The sequence below is a fragment of the Sphingobacterium sp. NPDC055346 genome, from assembly GCF_053645235.1.
Window position 1 is genome coordinate 16035 of the sequence record NZ_JBSHMI010000012.1, and the last position, 23268, is coordinate 39302.

Sequence of the window (23268 nt, forward strand, 5' to 3'; positions counted from 1 at the left end):
GTGGAGTTTACGCTCGACTTAGGTCGGGCTTTTTTTGTGTTCGGGTGTGGCAGATTCGAACCGTGGTTCGATCCGAAGGAGCTTCAGGGTTAGAGTCTGGGGCTTGTGGGGCTGAAGCAATCCTGCCACCCTTGCGTAGTATTTAGTAGAGAGTATTTAGTGTTTAGATTATTTCTGCCGTCTAGGTTGGGGTTGCCATAAGGCTAGATTTACTGAAGCACAAATGTTTTTATTGACAAGAATGTCAATTTCTAATCCTTCAGAATCCATCAATGACTAGGAACTTTAAAAATAGTATTCAGATATTTAAGGTAAATTAGAAAGGTTTGACCTTTTAAAAAACGAAAAAATATCTTTCACATCTTCCATCCGACCATCCCCTTATCTCTTTCAATAAAACTTACCCAATCATCTTACTTTCATTCGAGTCTCATTCGAGACATATTCGGGAAATGCCCAGAAATTTTCTCGTTTTATTTAGACGATTTCCCTTACAAAATTTGCTATTCATTTAGCAATTATTCGAATATTTTTTGAACATTTTTTGGATATCAATTTATACATCTTGCGAAAATTCCGAATGTGTCTCGAATAAGGTCAAAATGAAATGCAGTAATTTTCTTCCATGCCGATGTGTGTTGAATTAACACACTCCCCCTAATAAAAATCCAGAAATCAAAAGACCTCAACTTGGAGTAGTTTTTTTGATTCCCTGTGGCAAAATCTATCCGTCTTTCGTTTTAGTTTAAAACTAATGTTTATACACCTAAAAATTTAAAGTTATGCGAATTAAATCAATTATTATTTCCTTGCTGATTCCTTTTTTATTTTTATCCTGTGAGAAGTCAGATCTTAAATATGAATCTGAATTTAAGGACAGTTATGATGTTTTTCAGAAGTTTAAAGCGAACAGCAACAACAGCTACTTTTACATTGTTACGGGGAATTCATATTTTGGATATTCTTGGGAGACAAAGCTGACGATTAAGTCTGGAAAGGTTGTAAAACGCGAGTTTTATTTTACTGCGTTTGAATCTGTGCAATTGCCGGCAAATGGCTGGACATCGAATGAGCTAGATGAGATCCTTAAGAAAAAGGGGAAAGAATTTGAGGAACAATTAAAAAAGGAGGGTATAACACTTCTTGATTTCTTACAGTGGACCGAAAACGAAAATAATCTTGGGAAATTAGGTTCTAAAGTAGGGTATGCATCCCAAATCAGGACCCTAGATGAAATTTATAAATTAGCAGAAACGGATTGGATAATCAAGCGTAAAAATGCAGTGCAGTATTTTGAAACTAAAAACAACGGTATGATTTCCTTAGCTGGTTATGTTGAGGGCAATTGTCAAGATGGGTGCTTCAATGGTGTAAATATCAAAAGCATTCAGGCGATTTGAGGAGGGTTGGGGTAAAATATCTCTTTTTTCGATAGATTCATTTTCTGAAATTAGTAGCTATGAAGAGATTCCTATTGACTTGCCTAATCATAATACACTGTTTGGCAATTAGCCATGCCCAATATATTGAGGTGAAAAATCCAAGTAAGCATCCTAGAAAAGAACTTATTTCCATTCCATTTCAGAAATTTAAGGAACATTTTAAGGTCGATACGGTCTTTAGTATTCTCGATGAAAGCAATCAGCATGTTCCCTTTCAATTAGAAAGATTGGGTGCTGACATTCCTGTGAATGTACTGATCCAAGTGGAGCTTCCTGCCCTGACTACCATAAAATATAAGCTAGACAAACAAGCAGGAACTGTGATAGAACCAAAAACCTTTGCTCGCTATGTGCCTGAACGTTTTGATGATTTTGCTTGGGAAAATGATGTCGTGGCTTTCCGCTTATATGGAAAGGCATTGGAAGGCAGAAAAGATGATGGTCAAGGGATGGACTATTGGGCGAAGAGAACCGATAAATTGATCATAAATAAATGGTATAAGGTAGAAAACTACCATCAGGATAACGGGGAAGGAATGGATTATTATACCGTGGGGCAAACGCTTGGTGCAGGAGATGTAGCTTTACTTTCCAATAAAGGTTTGAAATTTACAAAGCATTATCGTCGATACCAGATCTTGGATAACGGACCCTTAAGGACCACCTTTAAATTGGAGTATGATCCAGAGGAGTTGGAAGGGCAGGAAGTGAAATTGAATAAGATAATAAGCTTGGATGCGGGCAGTAATTTCAATAAAATAGTGTTGCAGGTTCAAAATAGTAAAGCCAGTAACACTGCAATTGCGATCGGGGTTGCTAAACGGAAAGAAGATCAGCCAAAAATTGCAGTTGGGCAAAAAAATGAAACATTGGCCTATTGGGAGCCAGAAATTGCAAATAATGGACAGACCGGAATAGCGGTCATCATCCCAAAGAAAAAGGTCATTTTAGATTCCGGAAGGCCTGAGCAATTCTTGCTATCAAGCGAGGCTAGGAACGATGAAGATTTTGTGTATTACAATGGTGCGGTTTGGAATCGAGCTGGAAAGGTAACTTCTGCTGAAGAATGGAATAAGGCTGTTGAAGCGGAGTATGAAAAGATAAAGAAATCCTTAAAGTGGGTGCTTAAATAAAAAGAACGGAGCAAACATTTGCTCCGTTATTTTTGGATGATTCACTATCTATCTTTTGCAAATTTTATAGCATCCATCAAGGAGAAATGGATCCCGAAGGTGACAACTGTTCCTTTGCTTTCCCAATCAATCTCACTCATTGGGGTACTTCCCACGACCTGCAATTCCGCCTTGACAAATTTATATCCTGCCCTTAAGGTAAATGCCGGTTCAAAGAAATAATGTCTTTTATCTGTGATATTGTCCAATTTATGTTCGGTGATATATTCAGGGGTCATGCCATTGGCGTCAAAATTACTGTATTTGATACCTGAAATCCTAGTCGCTAGACCTACATCAAAATATGGGAAAGTAAGATTTATTCCTGGTTGGATAAAGGTCCTGTTAAAATTCATGTTCACGTCACTGCTCAATTTACCTCCGCCGTATCCAACATAAGTATCGGCAATCAGACCAAATCCATTTTCACGGGCAATAATGGGATAATAACCACCGACGCCACCTTCAAATAGCCCCGCATGGGCATCCACATTTCCTATTGATGGATCTTCCTCATTAAAGTTGTAATTGTAATTGGAGTAATTGACCATCACACCTAAATGTTTGATGGGTGAGTAGGCTGTTTGCAGATTGATAATGGATGAACTGGTATTGGTACCGTTCAGATCCTCAGAGCTTGTGGTTCCTGATATCCCAATTTTTAAATCTCCTTTTTCTTTCATCATTGGAGCATTCACCGCATTGGGCTGATAGTAATAGCGGCTACAAGAACTTTGAAGATAATTTAAGCCAATCAAAGCAAGGCCGAATAAGAGCGATTTTATTTTTAAGGTTTTCATATTTTTCTCCTTTCTGATTTGTTAACTCAAAGTGACGACAAATTTTAACCGCATAAAACATCCAAAAAGAGGATTTTAACCAAATCCCTTTTTTGGTGTATTTCACTAACCTGAAAAGGTGATATTCGATCGGATAGCCTTATTTTATAGTGCTTTAGCTAGGTTTTCTACAGGATTAAACTGTAAATTAGGATAATGAAGCTGCATGGTTTGATATGGACACTGGCAGTTAGTCTGCTCCTCAGTTTGTTTTCCAGTCGATTGGAAGCGCAGACCATTTTGTTGCCTGATACGACCGAGCACCTCAATATTTCCACTTCTACAGCCTACTACTATGATAACACTGCAGGCGATAGCCTTCCTGCTGAGAATCAATTTCAACCCTTTCAGGAGCCCATTTATAATTTTGGAAAAGTAGATGGTAACCTATGGGTACGGGTAAATCTGGCTAATCAGGATTCTGTTGCCAGAAACCTATATTTAGAGTTTACCAATCCCAATCTCAATTCGCTGACCTTGTATAAAAAAGTTGGAGATCGCTTTGTCCTGGTCAAGATCCTTGGTTCCAGTTATCCATTTGCCAATCGTACGGTTAAGCATCAAAACCTGATCTTCTCCATAGAATTGCAACCATTGGAAATTGGAAGTTACTTTGTGAAGGTTCATTCCGACTATTCGGCCATCAATTTCAATTTATTGCTCTGGGACAAACATGAACGGGAGGCCTATTACCTAAAAGAAACGACGACCATTTCCTATTTCTTTTTCATTACCACAGCGTTCCTTTTTATCTTGGGCATCACCTTGGTATTGACCAAAGAAATAAAGCAATGGGCTTTTTTCTTTTATATATTTTTTGGAGCCAGCTATATCTATTCCGATTTAGGACTCTCCTATAAGTATTTGTGGGGAGATTATCCATCGGTTCAAAATATCTCCAGTTATATCTTCACCAACCTGTATTTGATTTTTGGGGTCAGTTTTTTTCGGGAATATTTTGTCACCCGTCGTTTTGTCAAGAGATTGGATAAGGTACTCTGGGTTTTTGTTTTATGTTCTTTGCTGCTGACCATTATTGCGATGTTCTATCAATGGATCCCACACTCCATATTTTCTCTGATCCAAAAGTTGAATACGGTTATGTTCTCCATTACCTGTGGGATTATTTTGTACATATTGGTAATATTGTTGACCAGGCAAAGGAACAAGACCGAAACGATTTGGTTTATGATTGCCTTTGCACCTCATGCCTATACGATCCTGACTACAAGTATCAGACAACTTGGGCAGTATTATTTCAATTTGGAGCTCGATGTGATCTCCAAGGTGCCATTTTTTCTATGGACCATTCACGTTCAGAACATGATGCTTTGGTCTATGGTCTGGGAGGTCCTGATTGTATTTACCCTGATGATGCTGCGGTTGAAGAAGATGTATGAGCAGCATAATGCCATGTTGATGGAACTGGGTAAGAAGCAGGAAGAAGACACCAAGCTCTTGATGGCGACGGTGGAACAGGAGCGGAAGCGGATAGCCCAAGAACTGCACGACAGCTCTGGAGTCCAGTTGTCAGCCATCCGAATGAAACTGACCCATCTTGAGGATCATCTGGATAGTCCAAAGGCTGCTGAGGATATCCAAAGATTGATGCAGGATGTCGATCGGGTCAATGCTGATATCCGGACCATTTCGCATAATTTGATGCCTATTTCGCTCAGTAAACTGGGCTTGAAATCCGCCATTCAGGAACTGGTCAACCATATCAAATCGAGCTACCCGAATATCAAGTTCAACCTTTACCAGCAATATGATTCCAAAAACTTATCGGCCAGCATGGAAGTCCATATCTATAGGATCATCCAAGAGTTGCTAAACAACATGGTAAAGCATGCCCAGCCATCGGAAATCAATATTCAGTTGATCGATAATGAATCGGAGTTGATCATCAGTCTGGAGGATAATGGGAAAGGATTTATTTATGAACCTGAAAATACGTTAGGGTTAGGTCTAAAGAGTATATTGACCCGATCCCAGTTAATTGGAGGAAAGTTTGAAGTAGACAGCAAATTGGATGCAGGTTCGTTTTTTTCAATTACCCTGCCTCTCAAAAGCTAAAGAAGTTGATTCTTGTTAGCAAAGGTGATCAGTTCTGTTATTTTCTTGACCCCACATTTTGCCATGATGTTTTTTCGGTGGGTATCTACGGTATTGGCACTGATAAAGAGTTGATCGGCTATCTTGCTGCTCGGTTTACCCTCAGCGATCAATTTCAAGATTTCAATTTCACGATTCGATAGATTGAAAGCATCTTTATTGCTGGGTTGTTCGACTTTATTATGCTCCTCATTCATTAAAAATGCTTCAACGACCTTGTTCTGTACCTGTTGGTCTAGATGTCTCTTCCTTTCATTTACGGCAACGATAGCTTTGATCAATTCATCTTTTGCTATGTTTTTCAGAACATAGCCTAAAGCTCCTTTTCGTAACGCTTCACGAATAAGTTCGGTGTCATCATAACCAGTCAGCATCAGTATTTTCTGGTCTGGATTGCTTTCCAGTACCACTTCAATACATTGCATACCATCCATATGGGGCATGTTGAAGTCCATTAAAATGACATCGGGTTTGTAGGTGTCGATGGCATGCAAAAGCTCCTTTGTATCTGTGCAAGCATTGATTTCGCCAAATTTCGGGTGTCCGCTGAGGATCATGATCAAGCCATCCACGATAATCTGTTGGTCCTCGACAATAAGCAAGTTTATCGGCTTAAAAGGGATACTTTCTTCCATAGGGTGCATTTTTTTGCTTATAACAATATACTAAAATATCCTTAACTACTAACAGTCAATTCTTTGAAATCAAATAGCCTTAAATTTTTCAGATTTTTTGTATCTTGATGAAATGTAAATAATACTTTTATTACACACCTAATTTTTTAAAACCTAAAACAACAACAATAAATGAAAAGAAAAGATTTTCTCAAGAGTGCCGGCGTGCTCGCCGCCTCGACTTTGCTTTTTAGAACGGAAGCTTTCGCTAATCAGAATACCCCTTTGCGTATAGGTTTAATCGGTACAAACGGCATGGGTTGGTCCAATCTGAATGCGATATTAAAAATAAATAATGTTACCTGTACTGCTTTATGTGATGTCGATGAAAATGTGCTGAACAAAAGAGCCTCTGAACTGGAACAAAAAAACATCAAGGTCAAAAAATATATTGAATATAAGGATCTATTGAAAGATCCTAATGTAGACGCTGTCATCGTTGGAACGCCCGATCATTGGCATTGCATGATGATGGTCGATGCAGTAAAGGCAGGTAAGCATGTGTATGTGGAGAAGCCTTTGGGGAATTCCATCAAAGAGTGTGAAGTGATGTTGGCAGCGGACAAAAAGTACGATAAGATTGTACAGGTAGGACAATGGCAACGTAGTCAGCAGCACTTTAGAGATGCGATGGACTTTGTGCACAGTGGCAAATTAGGGAAAATTAGGTCTGTCAAGGCTTGGGCTTATCAGGGTTGGATGAAGAGTATCCCTGTAAAGCCAGATTCTGCTCCTCCAGCTGGAGTGCACTATGATAAATGGTTAGGTCCGGCAACAAAGCGGCCATTCAATCCTAATCGCTTCCATTTTGATTTCAGGTGGTTCTGGGATTATGCAGGTGGCCTGATGACTGATTGGGGTGTGCATATGTTGGACTTTGCCTTGATCGGTATGAAAGTGTCTAACCCTAACTCCATCATGGCAACAGGCGGTAAGTTTGCTTATCCAGATGATGCCGCTGAAACACCGGACTCCCTAACTACTGTATTCGCATTTGACGACTTTTACCTGCAATGGGAACAAGCGACAGGTATTGATTTAGGTCCTTATGGAAAAGATCATGGCGTTTCGTTTATCGGGAACAATGGTACCTTGGTGGTGAATAGAGGTGGCTGGGAAGTCATTCCAGAGAAAGGTAGGATGGAAGCTGTTCCGCATCAACCTTCAAAAGATAATGGTTTGGAGAAACATATGGAGAACTTTGTGACCGCAATCCGCACAAAGGACAAGAGCATCTTACATGCTCCTGTGGAAGCTGGAGCTCATATTGCTATTTTGTCCCAAATGGGGAATATTGCCTACAGAACTGGTAAGAAGCTCTATTGGGATAAGGATAAGGCGAAATTTACGGATGAAGAAGCGAATGGCTATCTAGCAGCGAAATACAATAACGGGTATCAAATCCCGAAGGTATAGAAATATGAAAAAAGCCGGTTCAAGCCGGCTTTTTTATTGATCTATTAATTAATCTTCCTTCAACCTATGGATAGGATTACCTCTTCCGTTTCTATATAAGATGAAGAGGATTAATCCAGCCAATAATGCCAAAAGCAGAAGGATTGGTAATAGGTAGTTCCAGGCAGAAATCTGAATTCTAAATTCGTAATTGGTTAACCATTTCTTCATCATAAAGAAACTGATAGGAACTGCCGTCAGGACAGATGCTATAAACAACAGGTAATATTCTTTTGAAAATAAGACCAGCAGATCTGATAGTTTTGCGCCCAATATTTTTCGCATGCCTACTTCCTTACTTCTCGCACTGATTGATAAGGAGACCAAACCGATAATGCCTAAGCAAACGATAATTAAAGTAATAACTGTAGCTGAAATTGAAGCTCTGTACAACTGCAGTTCGGTTTCATACATTTTCCGGATATTTTCTTCCATGAAATGGTATTCAAATGGAGCATCGGGCATTAGGAAATGCCAATTCTTCTCAATGTTTTGAATAGAATTTGAAATGGAACCTGGTTTCATTCGGATATTGAAATAGCGATAAAAATTATTCTGGGCCACATTCAGCCAGATAATTGCAGTATTTGGATTGTGCATGGAGTTGGGAATGAAGTTTTCAGTAATCCCAACGACTTTTATCGGGTCATTTGATCCATTGATTCTTAAATTCCGGCCGATTATATCATCAGCATGCTCATACCCTAAAACATTCATCGCTTTTCGATTGATTACCACCTCTTGAGGGGCCATGGAATCTACCAGGTTGGAGCTAAAGAATTGACCTGCCAGCATCGGGATTTGATAGGTGTCAGCAAATTTGGAATCTGAAATAATCATTTGAGAATTGATTGGTTCATCAGACTTGTCCATCAATGCAATTTCTGCCTTCCCAACTATATTATTTGGGGTTTCATAGGATAAGCTGATATCTTCAATTTCATTCAGCTTTTCCAATTCCTGCTGGATAGTTTGGGTTTTCCGAACACCTTCAGGGCTCCAATCTCGAGTCGTCTGGACCGTGAGGATATATTCTTTATTATATCCCAAATCGCTATTGACAAATAAGTGGATCTGTCTGGCAATGATTATAGTGGAAGTCAAAATGACTATTGCTGTAGTAAACTGAAGGAACAGCAAAGCTTTTCGAATGCTGTGTTTGTTTTTTACTTTGTCAAACTGAAGCTTTACTGAATTTAACAAGCTGTTTCTTGAAAGTTTGATAGCAGGGTATAGGCCTGAAATTAACCCGATCAAAATCGAAAACAACAAAATACCCAAATAGAAATAATAGGGCAATTCTGTTAATTGCGGTAGCCTGCGCATGAAAATATTTTCAAAAAGTGGTTTGGCTAGGATATACAATGGAAGGCAGATGAATAAAATCAAACATAGTAGAATTACATATTCCGTTAGCAATAAAGATGCTATCTGATTGGATTGGGCTCCCATTATTTTCCTGATCCCAATTTCTTTTAAACGACCTATATTTTGACCGAGATTAAAATTGATAAAATTAATGATTGCCATCAACAGGATGAACCCAGCAATGTAAAGCAGGATATCAATCATTTTTTGAATAGCTCCATCATTGCTTTCCAGGTAATAGGACTTCAGCGGTTTTAGATCCGGACTATAATTGTCTGCAAAAGTCTTGTCAGTATGTTTGCTGACTAAGGTTTTTATAGCTGTTGTGAGCTGCCCTGGAGATACGTTTTGCTCTAATTCCAAGAAACCAATGATGTATGGATTTTCCCAATTATCAATGTCCCTTCCAAAGTATTTCTCAGAAGCAATTGGAAGAAAGAAATCACTGCGTAGGGCAGGGGTTAATTCAAGGACTGAGTTTTGATAACTTGGTTTGATTATCCCGGTTACCATAAAATCATGCTTTTCCCCATTGAAGTTTCTAATGGATAATTGTTCACCAAGGGCATCGGTTCGGCCGAAGTATTTCATGGCGGCTGCTTCCGTTATGACCAATGAAAAAGGGTCTTTTAAAGCCGTATTAATATCTCCTGCATGGAGCTCAAATCCAAACATGGCTAATAAGCTTGGGTCGCCCAAACTTGCGCCTTCTTCAAACTTATCTGTACCATTGGACACAATACAAGTCAGGCCGTCGAGTCTGTAGTAATTCTTAACAAGTTGAGGATACTCCTCAGCCAGTGCTTTCGGAAGTGCACCCACAGTGGTGATGTCTAATCCTAAACCCTCCTTTTTATATGAACTCTGCAATAGATATTGTTGATTCTTGTTTTTTAGATGTGCATTCACCTGCTTTGCATCCCAGATATAGGCACCGACGATCATGATGAAAGTAATGCCACAGATCAATCCGATTAAATTGATGATGTTCTGAAGTTTTTTCTTACTGATATTTCGCCAAGCAATTTTTATATAGCTCCAATTCATTGTTAAGATTTTAGCAGATGCAGTTGTGTTCTATAGATATGGAATACAGCTTGCAATTTTATTGCCATTGCATCAATTGGGTTATAATCAATTAATTGTGATTTGATTAGTCCTTAAGTTGTTCATTTTCGGACATTATTTGTTCGAAAATGAACGGAAATAAAAGAGCGGAGAAGGAATAATCCTCTCCGCTCCTGAAATTACCACTGAATCATTTACTATAATTTCTTGTTTTCTACATCCCACCATAACCGAGTTCCGCCATTGTCTGGCCCTCCCAACATTTTCACGGCCTCATTTACTGCTGCACTATTGCTGTTGTATTCTCTTTCCGGATACGGCATCCTTCTTATTCCTGGGACTGTTGGGATCGTGTTGTTACTGTAGTTGACCACCACTGGGAACAAGATCGGATATCCCGAACGGCGGTACTCTGCCCAAGCTTCATCTCCGTCAGGGAACATGGAAATCCATTTCTGTGTAATGATCCTTTCCAATTTCCTGTCCTTGCTATCGCCTTCATTCCAAGCAATGCTGATGGTGCTCAAATATGGAGAGCCAGCCTTGATATCATTCTGTCCGGCCTTGATTGCTTTTGGATCGATGTAAGGCATAGGTTTGTCGGTAGCATTGTTTTTGTAAGCTGTTGCCTGTGCGCCCAAACCGTACATTTCAAATGATCTTTCAATCCCTGTTTCATAGTTGGTTTTGGCATTGCCTGCATTGCTCCAGCCTCTCAATGCCGCTTCTGCCTTTAAGAACCAACTCTCAGAGGATACCATTAGTTGCATCTTATTTGGTAATGGCTGTAATTTTGAATAGTTATCATATCGGCTCTTTGCATCTATGTCAATTCCGGTACGGATCCCTTTAAATTGGCCTTTGACCGCTGGGTCCGTAGCAGGTTGGAACAATTTTCCTAGACGCGGGTCTTTATAACCGCCCAGAAATGTTTCTATGCTGGCATGCATCCGTGTATCACTCCATGTGGTCGTAATGATGTTCAATGGATGGTCCGTACTTAATTTGATAAAGCAGTTATCTGCTGTGGCTTCCAATAAACCTCCGTTTTCAGGGTTCAAGGCTTTTTCACCTTCAGTTTTAGCCAATGCAGCATCCTTGAATGCGATACGAAGCGCAAGTCTTAATCGTAGGGTGTTGGCAATTCGCAACCAGCGATCGTAATTATTATCTGTGTAAGCCAAGTCAGACTTTTTCATGGCCGCAGACACCTCTTTGCCTTTGTAGGTTTTTAGTATTGTCGTAGCGGTATCCAGATCTTTAAAAAAGTTTTTATAGGCATCCTGCTGATTGTCATAATGGATCTGATCATTCTCATCTGGCGCATTGTATTTACTGTAGATGATAGGTCCAACCTTATCGGAGGTACGATGCATGGCAGACACTTTCAATATTTTGGCAAAGGCAAAAATGTCTTTCATTTTTTCGTCGTTCCTGGTCAGTAACTCTACTCTCGATAAGGGATTCATCGCTCGGATATACCGGTCAACCCATAAGGAAGAATACCAACCTGGCACTAAACTATAGGTCAGGTTGTTGGCATTCCCAACAAAGGGCGCCTCAGCCCCAAAATAGCCGCCATAGGCATCGCTGGTCAAGTTGTTTGAAACTTGATACTCACCTACATTTTCAGAAAGAATAGCTCGTTGTCCTTGTGCAAGGAATGAAGCGACCAAGGCAAAGTCTCCCATGGCTTCTTCATCCGTTACCCCAGCAGGGTTCGTGTTTAATTCCGTAAAGTCTTTGGTGCAGCTCATCGTCAGGAAAAGGCTGCTCAATAATATTCCTGACAGTTTATAATATGATTTTAATGTCTTCATTTCTTTTCTCTTGGTTATTAAAAGGATACTTTAAGGTTCAATCCATAACTGCGGGTAGCAGGTAAGGCAAAACTATCATAGCCCTGTCCTCCAACACCGGTTGTGGTGTTGAGCTCGGGATCGTATGGTGCGTCATTACGGAAGAAAAACAAGTTTCTGCCCGTCAATGATATGGACGCGCTCTTTACACCTTTCCATTTGATAGGAAGACCATAACTCAATGAAATCTCACGCATCCGGATATTTGTTGCATCATACACCTGGCCTTCGATAATGCCATCTCTGTTTCCCACCGCGCTATAGTAGGCCTGTGCTGGGATTTTACCTGACCAAGGGGTACCGTCCAGTTTAACGGCAGGGATATCCAACCCTCCTGCGTCCCTTGCTGCAGCACTAACCTCACTGACACCGAAGGAGTTCAAATAACCGTCGGTCACTGAGATGACCTGACCTCCAAATCGGGCATCTATCGTAAAGCTTAAACCGAATTTTCCGTAATTGATGGTATTGTTCCAGCCAACTATGGATTTAGGATTGTTATTTCCAATATATCCCTCCGGTCCAATCTGCGGCCTTCCGGTATCATCAACCACCATCACCCCATTCTCATCACGCAAGAAGGTCCTTGCCCAGAAATCTCCAAATGATCCATTTAAACGAAGCACATTGAAATTGCCGCCTACAGAATAACGTTCGCCTAGTTTGGGTGCCAGTTCCAGGATCTTATTGCGGTTTGCCGTGAAGTTCACAGACGTATTCCAGCTGAAGTTATCCTTCTTGATCGCATCAACACCCAAAGCTGCCTCAATACCCTTGTTCTGTACATTTCCGGCATTTAGGAAAACGGTCGTGAATACCTGTCCAACTGGAGCTTCGTATGAGAAATATTGATCCTTTGTGTTTGTTTTGTAAAGGGCCAAATCAAAATTGATGCGGTCGTTCCAAAACCTTCCCTCATAGCCCACTTCATAACTTCTGCTGATCTCCGGGCGCAAAGGTAATCCTTGGTAAGGCCCTGAAACATTTGCGTTCAAAATACCGGTTGCCAAGCTGTTTGTCGGGATGGTACTGTAAATTCCGACATCATTTCCTACTTCCGCCATGGTCAACCTTAATTTACTGTAGGTAATAAAACTTGGCATTTTGATCATGTCCGAAAGCACTGCCGATAAACCTGCTGACCAATAGAAGTAACCTTTTTTCTCCTGCGGAGTATTGGCAAGGGTAGAAGCCCAATCGTTACGTGCCGTTAAATCCAAGAATATCCTGTCCTTATAGCCCAAGTTGGTCGACGCGAATACCGATTGCAACTGGCGCCTGCTGATGGATTCATTTAATACATTGATTGGCGCATCCCTGTAAATATTGCTCAATAAAAACTTATTGGCCACAGCTAGTTTTAACTGATCAAGGTTCCAACCTGTGGATCTAGTATCATTGATTGAAGTTCCAGCTGTAAAGTTCAGGTCCCAATCCTCGGCAAATGTTTTGTTACCGATGAAGAGTAAATCACCATATAAAGCGGTACTTTCAGTCTGGTCACGGGTATATCGACCATTATCATCTAAAACACCTTCTATTTTCTCTCCAGAAAGAACTCCTTGCGTACCGGCATAGACATGTCTTTCCCATTTATCCCATCGCTTGTTCAGTGTACCTCTTGCACTGACTGATAACCAATCGTTGATGGTATATTTCAATTGCCCTTGGGCAATGATATTGTCACGCAATTGGAATGTTGGGTTGCGGTTCAATACCCAAAATGGATTCTGTGAATGGTGTGTACCCGTCAAACCTGCATCTGCATTGATATTCCACCAATCCTGCAGGTATAGATTCCGCGTAGGGGATAGGTACTCATAATTGTTTTTGTATTTATCAAAATCCAAACCTCTTGGGAACAGATAAAGACCGGCAATCGGGCTAAAGTACAAGCCAGATGTTGGACGGTTGTGGATATCCTGTCTAGAGTACATCATACTACCGTCGAAGGTTAGTTTATTATCGAAAAAATTAGTGGAATTTCTAAAGGTTGCTGAATGCTGATTAAACGAATTGGTTGGCAATATACCTTTGTTGGTGGTATTGCCATAAGAGAAATAGTTCTGCATCTTTTCAGTTCCTCCGCTCAAGGAAACGGTATTGATCAAAGTTGTTCCAGTATTATAGAATCCATCTACAGGATCTTGGAATGAACCTTTCTCACCCCAGCTCTCTTCTGATCCCTCTGTTGTCTGGCCATAGCTGTATTGTAACTTCGGAAGGTAGAAGGCTTGGTCAGCGGTAATGCTTGAGGATACATCGATTTTCAGATTACCTTCAGCACCTTTTTTGGTGGTGATCATGATGGCACCATTTGCACCTTGGCTACCGTAAAGGGCAGAGGCAGAGGCTCCTTTCAAGACGTTGATGCTCAGGATATCATCTGCATTCAGGGTACTCAGGATATCTCCACGGTCTGGCCCGCCACCAAAAGCTCCTTCAGATCCCGATCCACCTGTATTGGTAATCGGCAAACCATCGATCACATAAAGTGGCTGGTTGTTCCGGTTGGATTTAAATCCGCGAAGGACGATATTGACCGAACCTCCGATACCCGAAGAACTTCGGTTGATCTGCATCCCAGAGACCTTCCCTGTCAAGTTATTCATCGGATTGGCATCCTTGACTTTGGTCAGGTCTTCCCCTTTAACCGTTTGGGTAGAGTAGGTTAAACTTTTTGATTTTCGCTGTACTCCCAAGGCCGTGACAACGACATCATCAATCCTTGCGGTCTGTGCGGTCATGGAAATGGAAATAACGGAGTCTGTCGCTGTTATAGCCTGTTTCACTGTGTTATAGCCTAACACACTGATGGTCAGGTTTACAGCACCTGCAGGAATTTCTAAACTGAAAGCTCCGGAATCATCGGTTTGGGTTGCCTTTTTACTGGCGTCTAAACGGACTGTCGCGCCGACTATAGGTGATTTCGTCTGTTCGTCAACAACGTTTCCTTTTACTGTTCGATCCTGTCCATAAGATAATTGTATAGCAAATAGCCATAAAAATAGATGGGTTAGTGTTTTATACATAATATAAGTTTAAGTATGAGATATCATTGTAACGGCAATGATACAATTGATACAAAAACGAACATATTTTGGATATATTTTGTCTAATTATGTTAAATCTTATTGAATATAGGTGAATATCAGAGGTTGGTAGTATTATATAATTGATAGTTAATCAATTAGAAAGATTTCTATTTTTTGAACTATTTTTATTCCATCTCATTTTTTATAGCCTATGCTTTTTGATGTTTAAAAATATTATCGATTGATGTAAAATTATTAACTATTATGGTATGAAATTTGGGTGGTGATTTATTCATATTGAAGATAAAATAGAGAAAAGGCCAACTCTCTACTCCAAAAATTATACTTATTTTAACAATTAAATAATTCAATTATGTTAACAGCTGCTTGCCCCAAATTACCCATGCGCGTAAAGACCGTAACCAAAGACTTTTACGTTCAGCAATTAGGTTTTCAAGAAATTGGTTTTGCTAATTTTGAAAGCTATATGATCCTGAAAAAAGATGAAGCAGAACTTCATTTCTTTATCTTTTTGGATCTTGTTCCCGAAGAAAATTATGGTCAGGTTTATATCCGTGTGAACCATATCGAAGAGCTTTACCAAGAATTGATTGACCGTGGAGTCAACATTCATCCTAATGGAAGCTTAACGGAAAAACCTTGGGGACAGAAAGAATTCGCTATCCTCGATCCTGACAGTAACCTAATTACCTTTGGGCAAGCTATTTAATCTGTTTTCATTTTTTACCAATTGGTAATTGAGGGCATCGGATTGTTCAGGTACTTTGTATTAATCAAATTTCAAAGTCATGAACAAATCAAAAGTATTATTGACAGGAGTGACCGGTTTCTTGGGTTCTCATACAGCTATTGAATTGCTCAACAGAGGATATCAGGTTACAGGGTCTCTACGGGACATGAAACGTGCAGACGCTATACAGCACGTAATCGCCAAACATACCCAGAGTATAAATAACCTATCTTTTGTACAGGCAGACCTGCTCGATAAAGGAGCATGGTTAAAAGCTTGCGAAAATCAGGATTTTGTCATCCATGCAGCTTCTCCATTCCCGCGAGAACTACCTAAGGATGAGCATGAATTAATCATCCCAGCAAAAGAGGGGACATTGAATGTTCTTCAAGCTGCCAAGCATAACCATGTGAAAAGAGTGGTTTTGGTATCCTCCATTTCCACAGTGGTATATGGAAAACAAACTGATGAAATGGACAGGGTTTTTACTGAGGAGCACTGGACCGATGAAAGCAATAAACAGGATACTGCTCCGTATATGAGGAGCAAGACCATTGCTGAAAAAGCTGCATGGAACTTTATCAAAGAAGAAGGCAAGGGGATGGAATTAGTCAGCATTCTTCCTGGTGCGATGTTAGGACCTGTATTGGAGGAAGATTATGGTACTTCCGCCAATATTATCGTTAAGATCTTATCAGGAAGCATGCCTGCCATGCCAAAAATAGGATTTGAAATAGTTGATGTTCGCTCCGTCGCAAAATTATTGGCAGATGTGATGGAACTGGAAAAGGCTGCTGGAAATAGATATATGGCAAGCGAAGGTCACATGTCGATGAAGGAGCTAGCTGAAGTCCTAAAAACCCATTTCCCTGACAGGAAAATCAGTACTGCCAACCTCCCTAATTTTTTGGCTAGAATAATGTCAATTTTTGAACCTGCCTTAAAACCTGTATTATTGGATTTGGGTTTAAAAAGAAAGGTAGATACTTCCAAAGCCAAAAGGGAATTAGGTTGGAAAGGACATTCGATGGAGAAGGCCATTTTAGATTGTGCAAATAGTGTTATAGAACTAGGAATCGTTAAGTAAATGCAAAGGTTAAAATCCATATTGAGATTTGGGGCAATACTCTCTGATGCAGACATCGAGGTCATTGCCTCCAACTTCAAGCAGAAACAGTTAGCGGCGTCCGATTATTTCTTGGAAATAGGACAGATTGCTCACGAAATCGCTTTTATTGAATCCGGTATCGTCAGGATTTTTAAACCTGATCATGAAGGGAATGAAATCACCAAGTATTTCTTTAAGGAGAATCAATTCTTTGTTGATCTGGAAAGTTACTATTCCAGTATTCCGGCGAGTGAAGCTTTCCAGGCAGTGGTCGAAACAGAAATATATGCTATCCATAAGTTGGTTGTAGAAAGATTATGCCAAGAGATCCCCAATTTCTTTATCTTTCTCAAAACGATTACAGAAGCCACATTGTTGAATAAGATTAAAGACAATGATTTTTTAAATTTTGGCAATTCTAAAACCAAGTACCTTGAATTTGTTAAACGATATCCTCAACTAGCTTTACAGGTTCCGCAACAATATATCGCTTCCTACCTTAAAATCACCCCGCAATCCTTGAGCAGGATAAGACGCGAACTTGCCCAGCCAAAACAATAAATTCCGCTTAATCCTTCTGAAAATAGGATTGGTGTTTTTGTAAATCATTTATAAACAGTGTCGTTTAAATTTCTTTGCAATTAATAAAAGATAAATTTGTCTTTTATTAATTCAAGTCTTAACTTTGTTCAATTAAGTCATTGAATTGTTCAAATAAATCCAAGCGAGGGTAGGTTGCATTCCAGCAATACTTTTACGACTTCCTGAAAACTAACATTTTCATCAAATCGCGAATTCTTCAAATTCATTTTATTTAAGAATATGGCTTAATCTAAATTCAAAGATCATATCGAATTTAACATGAATTCTATTTTAACTCTTAATTTAATCCTTTCGGACGGTAATTCCGTCCAAGATTTACTCACACAATCCATTTTTTTCCATTCTAAGATCAGTCCGGTTGAGTTTTGGATAGGTTTTCTACTGCTAGTTTTCCTTTCCATCCTCATTGTGGTTCTCCTTTTGATCGATCGCATTAAACAGGTCAGCACCTTTCTCTTAAAAGAGAAATCCAAACGGAATGTTAATCTTTGGAAAAACTCACTCAAGAAAATGAACTCCAGCCAAATTGCGCGAATTATCAAGCAAAAGAGCAGGCAGGAGCTGAAATCTTGGTTACTGGCCTTTTTCCTCCTTGGAACATCCTTGTTCCCCCTGGAATCCTTAGCGCAGACTGTTTCCATTGATGGTACCAGTGAATCCATCTGGTCTAAGGCAGGCGTTATTATCACCTTAGTGTTGCTCTTGATACCGACCATTTTCATTCTAGTTTTATTGTTCGTCAGAATCAATCGGAGGTTATCTAAGTTGAACATTAACGCTCAAAAAGAGGAAGCAAAAGTAATTGTCCAAGAATTGGAAAACAGGCCTTTAGCTGAGGTTGAAAAAGAACTATTAGCCTTTCAGGAAGCTGCTGATTATAGATTGAAAGCTGATGTACTTTCTGGTTCCAATCAAGCGGAGGATCCCAAAGGGCTATTGTCCATTAATGAAAACCATGGAATCCCGATCGTATCCAAAAAGAAAAGATCAACCGATAGGACCAACTTTGACGTGGACCTATCCAAGATGGTCAACTGGTACTTGATATCGGCAACCGTTTGGTTGGTATTTGGAACCACCATCGGTGAATACCTCGGTTTTAAATTCGTCGCTCCAGACATGGAGAGTTTTAGCTGGCTTAGCTTCGGGAGGTTAAGGCCAGTCCATACCAATGCCGTCTTCTGGGGATGGGCATCCCTAGCCATGATCGGTTTAGGTTATTATGTGGTCCCAAGGGTCAGTAACACCAAACTCTATAGCTTAAAACTAGGCTGGTACAGCCTTATTTTGATCAATGTCTGTGTGTTCGTGGGAACCATTTCCCTGATGGCAGGAATTAACAATAGCGGAGGCGAGTATAGGGAATATATCTGGCCTATTATGTTGCTGTTTGGAATTGCATTGGTTTTGACACTAATCAATTATTATAAAACCATTGCAAAAAGGACAACTCGGGAAATTTATATATCAAACTGGTATATAGTCGCTGCGGTAATCTTTACTATTGTGATTAGCCTAGCAGCCTATTTGCCTTTTTGGCAGAATGGCCTCGGAGAGACAATCATTCAAGGCTATTACATGCACCAAGGTGTCGGTATGTGGTTTATGCTTTTTTGTCTAGGCCTCGTGTACTATTTCCTTCCACAGCAACTCAATAGGCCTATTTATTCCTATAGTTTAGGGATTCTTGCGTTTTGGACACAGATTTTATTCTATACGCTGATCGGAAGCCACCACTTTGTGTTCAGCTCCATTCCCTGGTGGTTGCAGACTGTTGCTATTGTCGGAAGTGCCGGTATGGCCATTCCCGTTATTGCCGGAACGACCAACTTCCTCATGACCTTTAAAGGATCCTGGTATAAATTGGGCGATAGTTATATCCTTCCATTTTTCTTGGTCGGCATCATCTTTTATTTCACCGGATCGATGCAAGGTACCGCCGAAGCCTTCCGCGAAACCAACTTGATCTGGCACTTTACTGACTTTACCGTTGCCCATTCCCACCTAACCATGTACGGCATTATCAGCTTTTTCTTGTGGGCATCCATATACACCATCGTACCGCGATTTACTGGAAGAGAGGCGCCCCAAATCAGTATTGGAGCCCATTTCTGGTTCGCTTTCATCGGAATGTTGATGTATACCGTACCATTGATGTATGGATCCACCCTGAAAGGAATTATGTGGTTAGAAGGCAAGCCATTTATCGATGGTGTGGCCTTTATGGCGCCTTACTGGTTATGGAGAGCCATCGGAGGTAGTCTGATGTGGCTGTCGCACCTCATTTTCGCCTATAACTTATATAAGATGATGGCTGATGTAAAAGAATTAGACATTGCTGAAGAAATTACAAGCCAATTTGAAAACCAATCAACTATTAAAGTTCAAAAATAAAATAAACGATCATGGAGTTTTTCGACGATCATAAGAAACTATTTATTACTGCAGCAATCTTCTTTATTGTATTGACGATTTTTGTTGCCATTCTTCCCGCATTGAACAACCAGTTGATAAATGCACCTCTACCTCAATCCGAACCGCTCTCACCAGATGCTGCTGCTGGCAAGTCTATATTTATTGCCAACGGCTGTGTGGCTTGCCATACTCAACAGGTCAGAAATGTAGATATGGATAAAGTTTTTGGTCAGCGACCAAGTGTAGCAGCTGATTATGCACATAATGAAAGACTGGATGTTTGGAGAAATACTGCAACATTGATGGGAACAGAACGAACTGGCCCCGACCTGACTGATGTAGGTAATCGCCAACCCAGCAAAGAATGGAATTTGGTCCACCTTTATAACCCTCGTATAGTGGTCAAGGAATCCATTATGCCCGCTTATCCCTTCCTGTTTGAATATAAATCCATACCAGACAAGGAAGATGTTGTGGTCAATATTCCCGAAGACTTTGCACCCAGTAATGGGAAGAAAGTCGTAGCAAGTAAAGAGGCTATGCAATTGATAGCCTATTTACAGTCCTTGAAACAAGTTAAACTGGAAGCTGATGTTCCAGAGTTTCTATATAAAAGAAAAGCTCAGGCCGCCGCTGGCCAAGGAACAGCCGAAGAAGAATTGGACGGCGAGGCCCTATATGTAGCACATTGTCAAGCATGCCACCAAGCTGATGGCAATGGGCTACCAGGAGCTTTTCCTCCCTTAAAGGGCAGTCCTGTCGTAACTGGCGATGATCTGGAGCTTTATATCGATATCATTATGAACGGTTATGATAGCAGACCTGATTATGGTGTGATGGCAGCGGTAGGAGTAAATGCTGGGTTTACTGAAAAAGAAGTAGCCGCCATTATCAATTATGAAAGGACCAGTTGGGGTAATAATGGTGAAAAAGTAAAACCTGAAGATATCAAGCAAATCGTAGATTTTGTAAAGACTCAATCCAAATAATCATGAAAAAATTTCAATTGACACTGCTTTTTAGTACTTGCATTACCTTTTTGATGGCTTGCCCGGTATGTGAAAGAAATCAACCTAAAATTTTAAGAGGCTGGGTACATGGTACAGCTCCAAAAAGCAACCTCGAATACATCATGGTCATCGCTATCATCCTGATTTCATTGATCGCTTTGGGAATGTTCTTGAAAATGATCATCAAACCAGGGGAAAAACAGTCTGACCATATCAAAAGGTTTATTCTAAATTCTGATAACTATGAGCCAAAGAAGTAAAATATTTATTTTCATCGACGATGAAAAGATCCCAATAGCTGAAACATATAGTCCTGTTAATTTTGAACTGGATACTCGCAAACTAGTCGACGGAAAACACCAACTTCGAATTGTCAGCCAAGACCCTGGAGGAAAAGAAGGGGTAAGGATTATTCCTTTTGAAGTCCGAAACGGTCCAGCGATCGAAATTACCGGAATCAAAGAAAACGCCGTGATCGATGACTTGGTGCCCATCATGATCAACGCCTATGGGAAAGGAAATTCCGAAACCTTTATGATTGATGGAAGTGAAACTCCTCAGGGGATTCCTTGGTGGGTATGGATCATCATAATCGTTTTCATGGGCTGGGCCATGTACTATGTATTCATGTACCTGTATTTACCAACTTCGGTTAATTGAGTGTTAGCAGGTCAAGGCGTTCTTTTTCAAACTTTTTGGGCTTTGTGTCGTTAATTGGGTAAATGTTTATCCAGGATATTTACCCTAATGCTATGAAGAACGCCTTAAAACCTGCTATTTTTGTTTTACTGTCCTTGTTTGTCCAGTATAGCATTGCTCAAAACAATAAACAACCCAATATTATCTTGATCCTTGCAGATGATCTTGGAGTAGGCGATTTAAGTTCCTACCATGAGCGATATGAAACGCCAAATCTCGATAAATTGGGTAAAGAAGGAATTCGATTCAACAACTATTACAGTGCTTCCCCAATTTGCTCCCCATCCCGTGCTGGCCTACTGACCGGTCAGCGTCCTGCGAAACTCCATTTTACAACCTTTCTAAATACCCGTGAAGACAACAGGAAAAAAGAACAGGTAGATTTTCTTGACCCTGATATGCTGACCATGGCCGATATGCTAAAAGCTGAGGGCTATAAGACAGCACATTTTGGTAAATGGCATCTCGGTGGAGGTCGCGACGTAACCGACGCGCCTAACTTCGATCAATACGGTTTTGATGCTTGGGCAGGAACTTATGAAAGCCCCGATCCCGACCCAGCAATCACCGCAATGGATTGGATATGGTCGGACCAGGACAGTGTTAAAAGATGGAACCGGACAAAATACTTTGTGGACAAAACCCTTGATTTCTTGCAAAAGAATCGAGATAAACCCTGCTTTATCAATATTTGGACAGACGATGTGCATACTCCTTGGATTGCAGGTGATGATGAAACCGGAAAGTTTGATTGGAAACCCCAGGAGGAGAGAAGCTTTAAGTTTGTCCTCAAAGAATATGATCGAGAAATAGGAAGATTAATGGAAGGCTTGAAAGAAATGGGGCTGGATGAAAATACCTTGGTCATTTTTATCAGCGATAATGGCCCATTGCCTAATTTCAGACAGGACCGTTCAGCAGGGCTGCGAGGTAGTAAACTCTCCTTATATGAAGGCGGAATCCGGATGCCCTTGTTGATGAGGTGGCCAGCAAGGATTAAAGCCGGAAAGGTAGATGATCAGACCATTATTTCCGCACTTGATTTGCTCCCAAGCTTAGCTAAGTTGGCAGAAGCTCCGCTGAAGAATACCAAGAGGCTTGATGGTCAAGATCTCAGCGGTGCAATCCTTGGAAATCCCATTACCCGAAACAAACCGCTCATCTGGGAATATGGAAGGAATGATTCAACCGTATTCAGCTTCCCCAAGAAAATAAACCGTAGCCCAGCTCTGGCAATCCGAGATCAGGAATGGAAATTTATGATGAATCAAGATGGTAGTGACCCCGAACTGTACAACCTCAAATCCGATCCCAACGAAAGTGTAAATCTTGCTGATGAAAGAAAACCTCTCGTGAAAAAATATAGCAAGGCTTTGATGAAATGGTGGAAAGACTTGCCCACATTTAAGAAAATGGAATAATTTGCTGGAAGGATATTGGTTATAATTTTAACTTGTTACAATTGCTTATTGAAAAACATTTATTAAGCTTAATTAATGTTTATATTTTAATTATTTTGATATTTTAAACCTTGAAAATTGCTATTATTTTCTTAGGGGAATATATTTCAAATTTAAATTGGTTGCCTGAAAAAATGATTTTGTATTTAGGTTGGATTCTCCTATTTTTCTCCCAATCTAATTAAAAACTATTAA

The 23268-nt window shown here is 40.2% G+C and carries 17 protein-coding genes; 12 read left to right on the forward strand and 5 right to left on the reverse strand.

The features are described 5' to 3' along the window. Positions 1-782 precede the first annotated feature (782 nt). Together ACWICE_RS19175 and ACWICE_RS19180 are read left to right on the forward strand one after the other, a co-directional pair. Positions 783-1400 carry a hypothetical protein gene (locus tag ACWICE_RS19175; RefSeq protein ID WP_454299019.1) on the forward strand — a complete coding sequence of 206 codons (618 nt, stop codon included), beginning with the start codon at positions 783-785 and terminating at the stop codon, positions 1398-1400. A gap of 59 nt (positions 1401-1459) precedes the next feature. Further along, positions 1460-2575 carry a DUF4861 family protein gene (locus ACWICE_RS19180; RefSeq protein WP_454299020.1) on the forward strand — a complete coding sequence of 372 codons (1116 nt, stop codon included), beginning with the start codon at positions 1460-1462 and terminating at the stop codon, positions 2573-2575. A gap of 44 nt (positions 2576-2619) precedes the next feature. On the opposite strand, the gene ACWICE_RS19185 is transcribed toward ACWICE_RS19180, so the two are convergent. Next, a complete protein-coding gene (locus ACWICE_RS19185; protein WP_185210614.1) occupies positions 2620-3414 on the reverse strand; it encodes a hypothetical protein in 795 nt (264 codons plus the stop codon). Between the two features lie 195 nt (positions 3415-3609). Here ACWICE_RS19185 and ACWICE_RS19190 point away from each other — a divergent pair, with 195 nt between their 5' ends. Beyond that, on the forward strand, positions 3610-5529 hold the full coding sequence (locus ACWICE_RS19190) for a 7TM-DISM domain-containing protein (protein ID WP_454299021.1): 1920 nt from the start codon (positions 3610-3612) through the stop codon (positions 5527-5529). Here ACWICE_RS19190 and ACWICE_RS19195 read toward each other — a convergent pair. Next, positions 5526-6203, reverse strand: coding sequence for a response regulator (locus ACWICE_RS19195; protein ID WP_454299022.1), 678 nt, complete (start codon positions 6201-6203; stop codon positions 5526-5528). The genes ACWICE_RS19190 and ACWICE_RS19195 overlap by 4 nt on opposite strands. A gap of 171 nt (positions 6204-6374) precedes the next feature. On the opposite strand from ACWICE_RS19195, the gene ACWICE_RS19200 reads away from it, so the two are divergent. Beyond that, positions 6375-7658, forward strand: a complete 1284-nt coding sequence (locus tag ACWICE_RS19200; protein WP_313260053.1) for a Gfo/Idh/MocA family protein — start codon at positions 6375-6377, stop codon at positions 7656-7658. Between the two features lie 48 nt (positions 7659-7706). Here the strand turns inward: ACWICE_RS19200 and ACWICE_RS19205 are convergent, their stop codons facing one another. The 3 genes from ACWICE_RS19205 to ACWICE_RS19215 form a co-directional block, all read right to left on the reverse strand. Beyond that, a complete protein-coding gene (locus ACWICE_RS19205; RefSeq protein WP_454299023.1) occupies positions 7707-10112 on the reverse strand; it encodes an ABC transporter permease in 2406 nt (801 codons plus the stop codon). A gap of 218 nt (positions 10113-10330) precedes the next feature. Continuing rightward, positions 10331-11953 carry a SusD/RagB family nutrient-binding outer membrane lipoprotein gene (locus tag ACWICE_RS19210; RefSeq protein WP_454291328.1) on the reverse strand — a complete coding sequence of 541 codons (1623 nt, stop codon included), beginning with the start codon at positions 11951-11953 and terminating at the stop codon, positions 10331-10333. A gap of 17 nt (positions 11954-11970) precedes the next feature. Continuing rightward, positions 11971-15024 carry a SusC/RagA family TonB-linked outer membrane protein gene (locus ACWICE_RS19215; protein WP_454299024.1) on the reverse strand — a complete coding sequence of 1018 codons (3054 nt, stop codon included), beginning with the start codon at positions 15022-15024 and terminating at the stop codon, positions 11971-11973. Positions 15025-15400: 376 nt separating this feature from the next. Here ACWICE_RS19215 and ACWICE_RS19220 point away from each other — a divergent pair, with 376 nt between their 5' ends. From ACWICE_RS19220 to ACWICE_RS19255, 8 genes are all read left to right on the forward strand, one after another. Then, entirely contained in the window at positions 15401-15757 is a 357-nt protein-coding gene (locus tag ACWICE_RS19220) for a bleomycin resistance protein (RefSeq protein ID WP_454299025.1), read from the forward strand. A 79-nt stretch (positions 15758-15836) separates the two neighbouring features. Continuing rightward, positions 15837-16865, forward strand: a complete 1029-nt coding sequence (locus ACWICE_RS19225) for an SDR family oxidoreductase (RefSeq protein WP_454299026.1) — start codon at positions 15837-15839, stop codon at positions 16863-16865. Further along, on the forward strand, positions 16866-17447 hold the full coding sequence (locus tag ACWICE_RS19230; protein ID WP_254529713.1) for a Crp/Fnr family transcriptional regulator: 582 nt from the start codon (positions 16866-16868) through the stop codon (positions 17445-17447). 300 nt (positions 17448-17747) lie between these two features. Next, positions 17748-19883 (forward strand): cbb3-type cytochrome c oxidase subunit I, encoded by a 2136-nt coding sequence (locus ACWICE_RS19235; protein WP_454299027.1) that lies wholly within the window; start codon positions 17748-17750, stop codon positions 19881-19883. Positions 19884-19894: 11 nt separating this feature from the next. Then, positions 19895-20893 (forward strand): cbb3-type cytochrome c oxidase subunit II, encoded by a 999-nt coding sequence (locus ACWICE_RS19240; RefSeq protein WP_254529717.1) that lies wholly within the window; start codon positions 19895-19897, stop codon positions 20891-20893. 2 nt (positions 20894-20895) lie between these two features. Further along, positions 20896-21174 (forward strand): hypothetical protein, encoded by a 279-nt coding sequence (locus tag ACWICE_RS19245; RefSeq protein ID WP_185218258.1) that lies wholly within the window; start codon positions 20896-20898, stop codon positions 21172-21174. Continuing rightward, complete coding sequence (locus ACWICE_RS19250) at positions 21158-21574, forward strand: cytochrome C (RefSeq protein WP_185210594.1); 417 nt, start codon at positions 21158-21160, stop codon at positions 21572-21574. Before ACWICE_RS19245 ends, ACWICE_RS19250 begins: the two co-directional genes overlap by 17 nt. Before the next feature lie 92 nt (positions 21575-21666). Next, complete coding sequence (locus ACWICE_RS19255) at positions 21667-23034, forward strand: sulfatase family protein (protein ID WP_454299028.1); 1368 nt, start codon at positions 21667-21669, stop codon at positions 23032-23034. Positions 23035-23268: the final 234 nt, after the last annotated feature.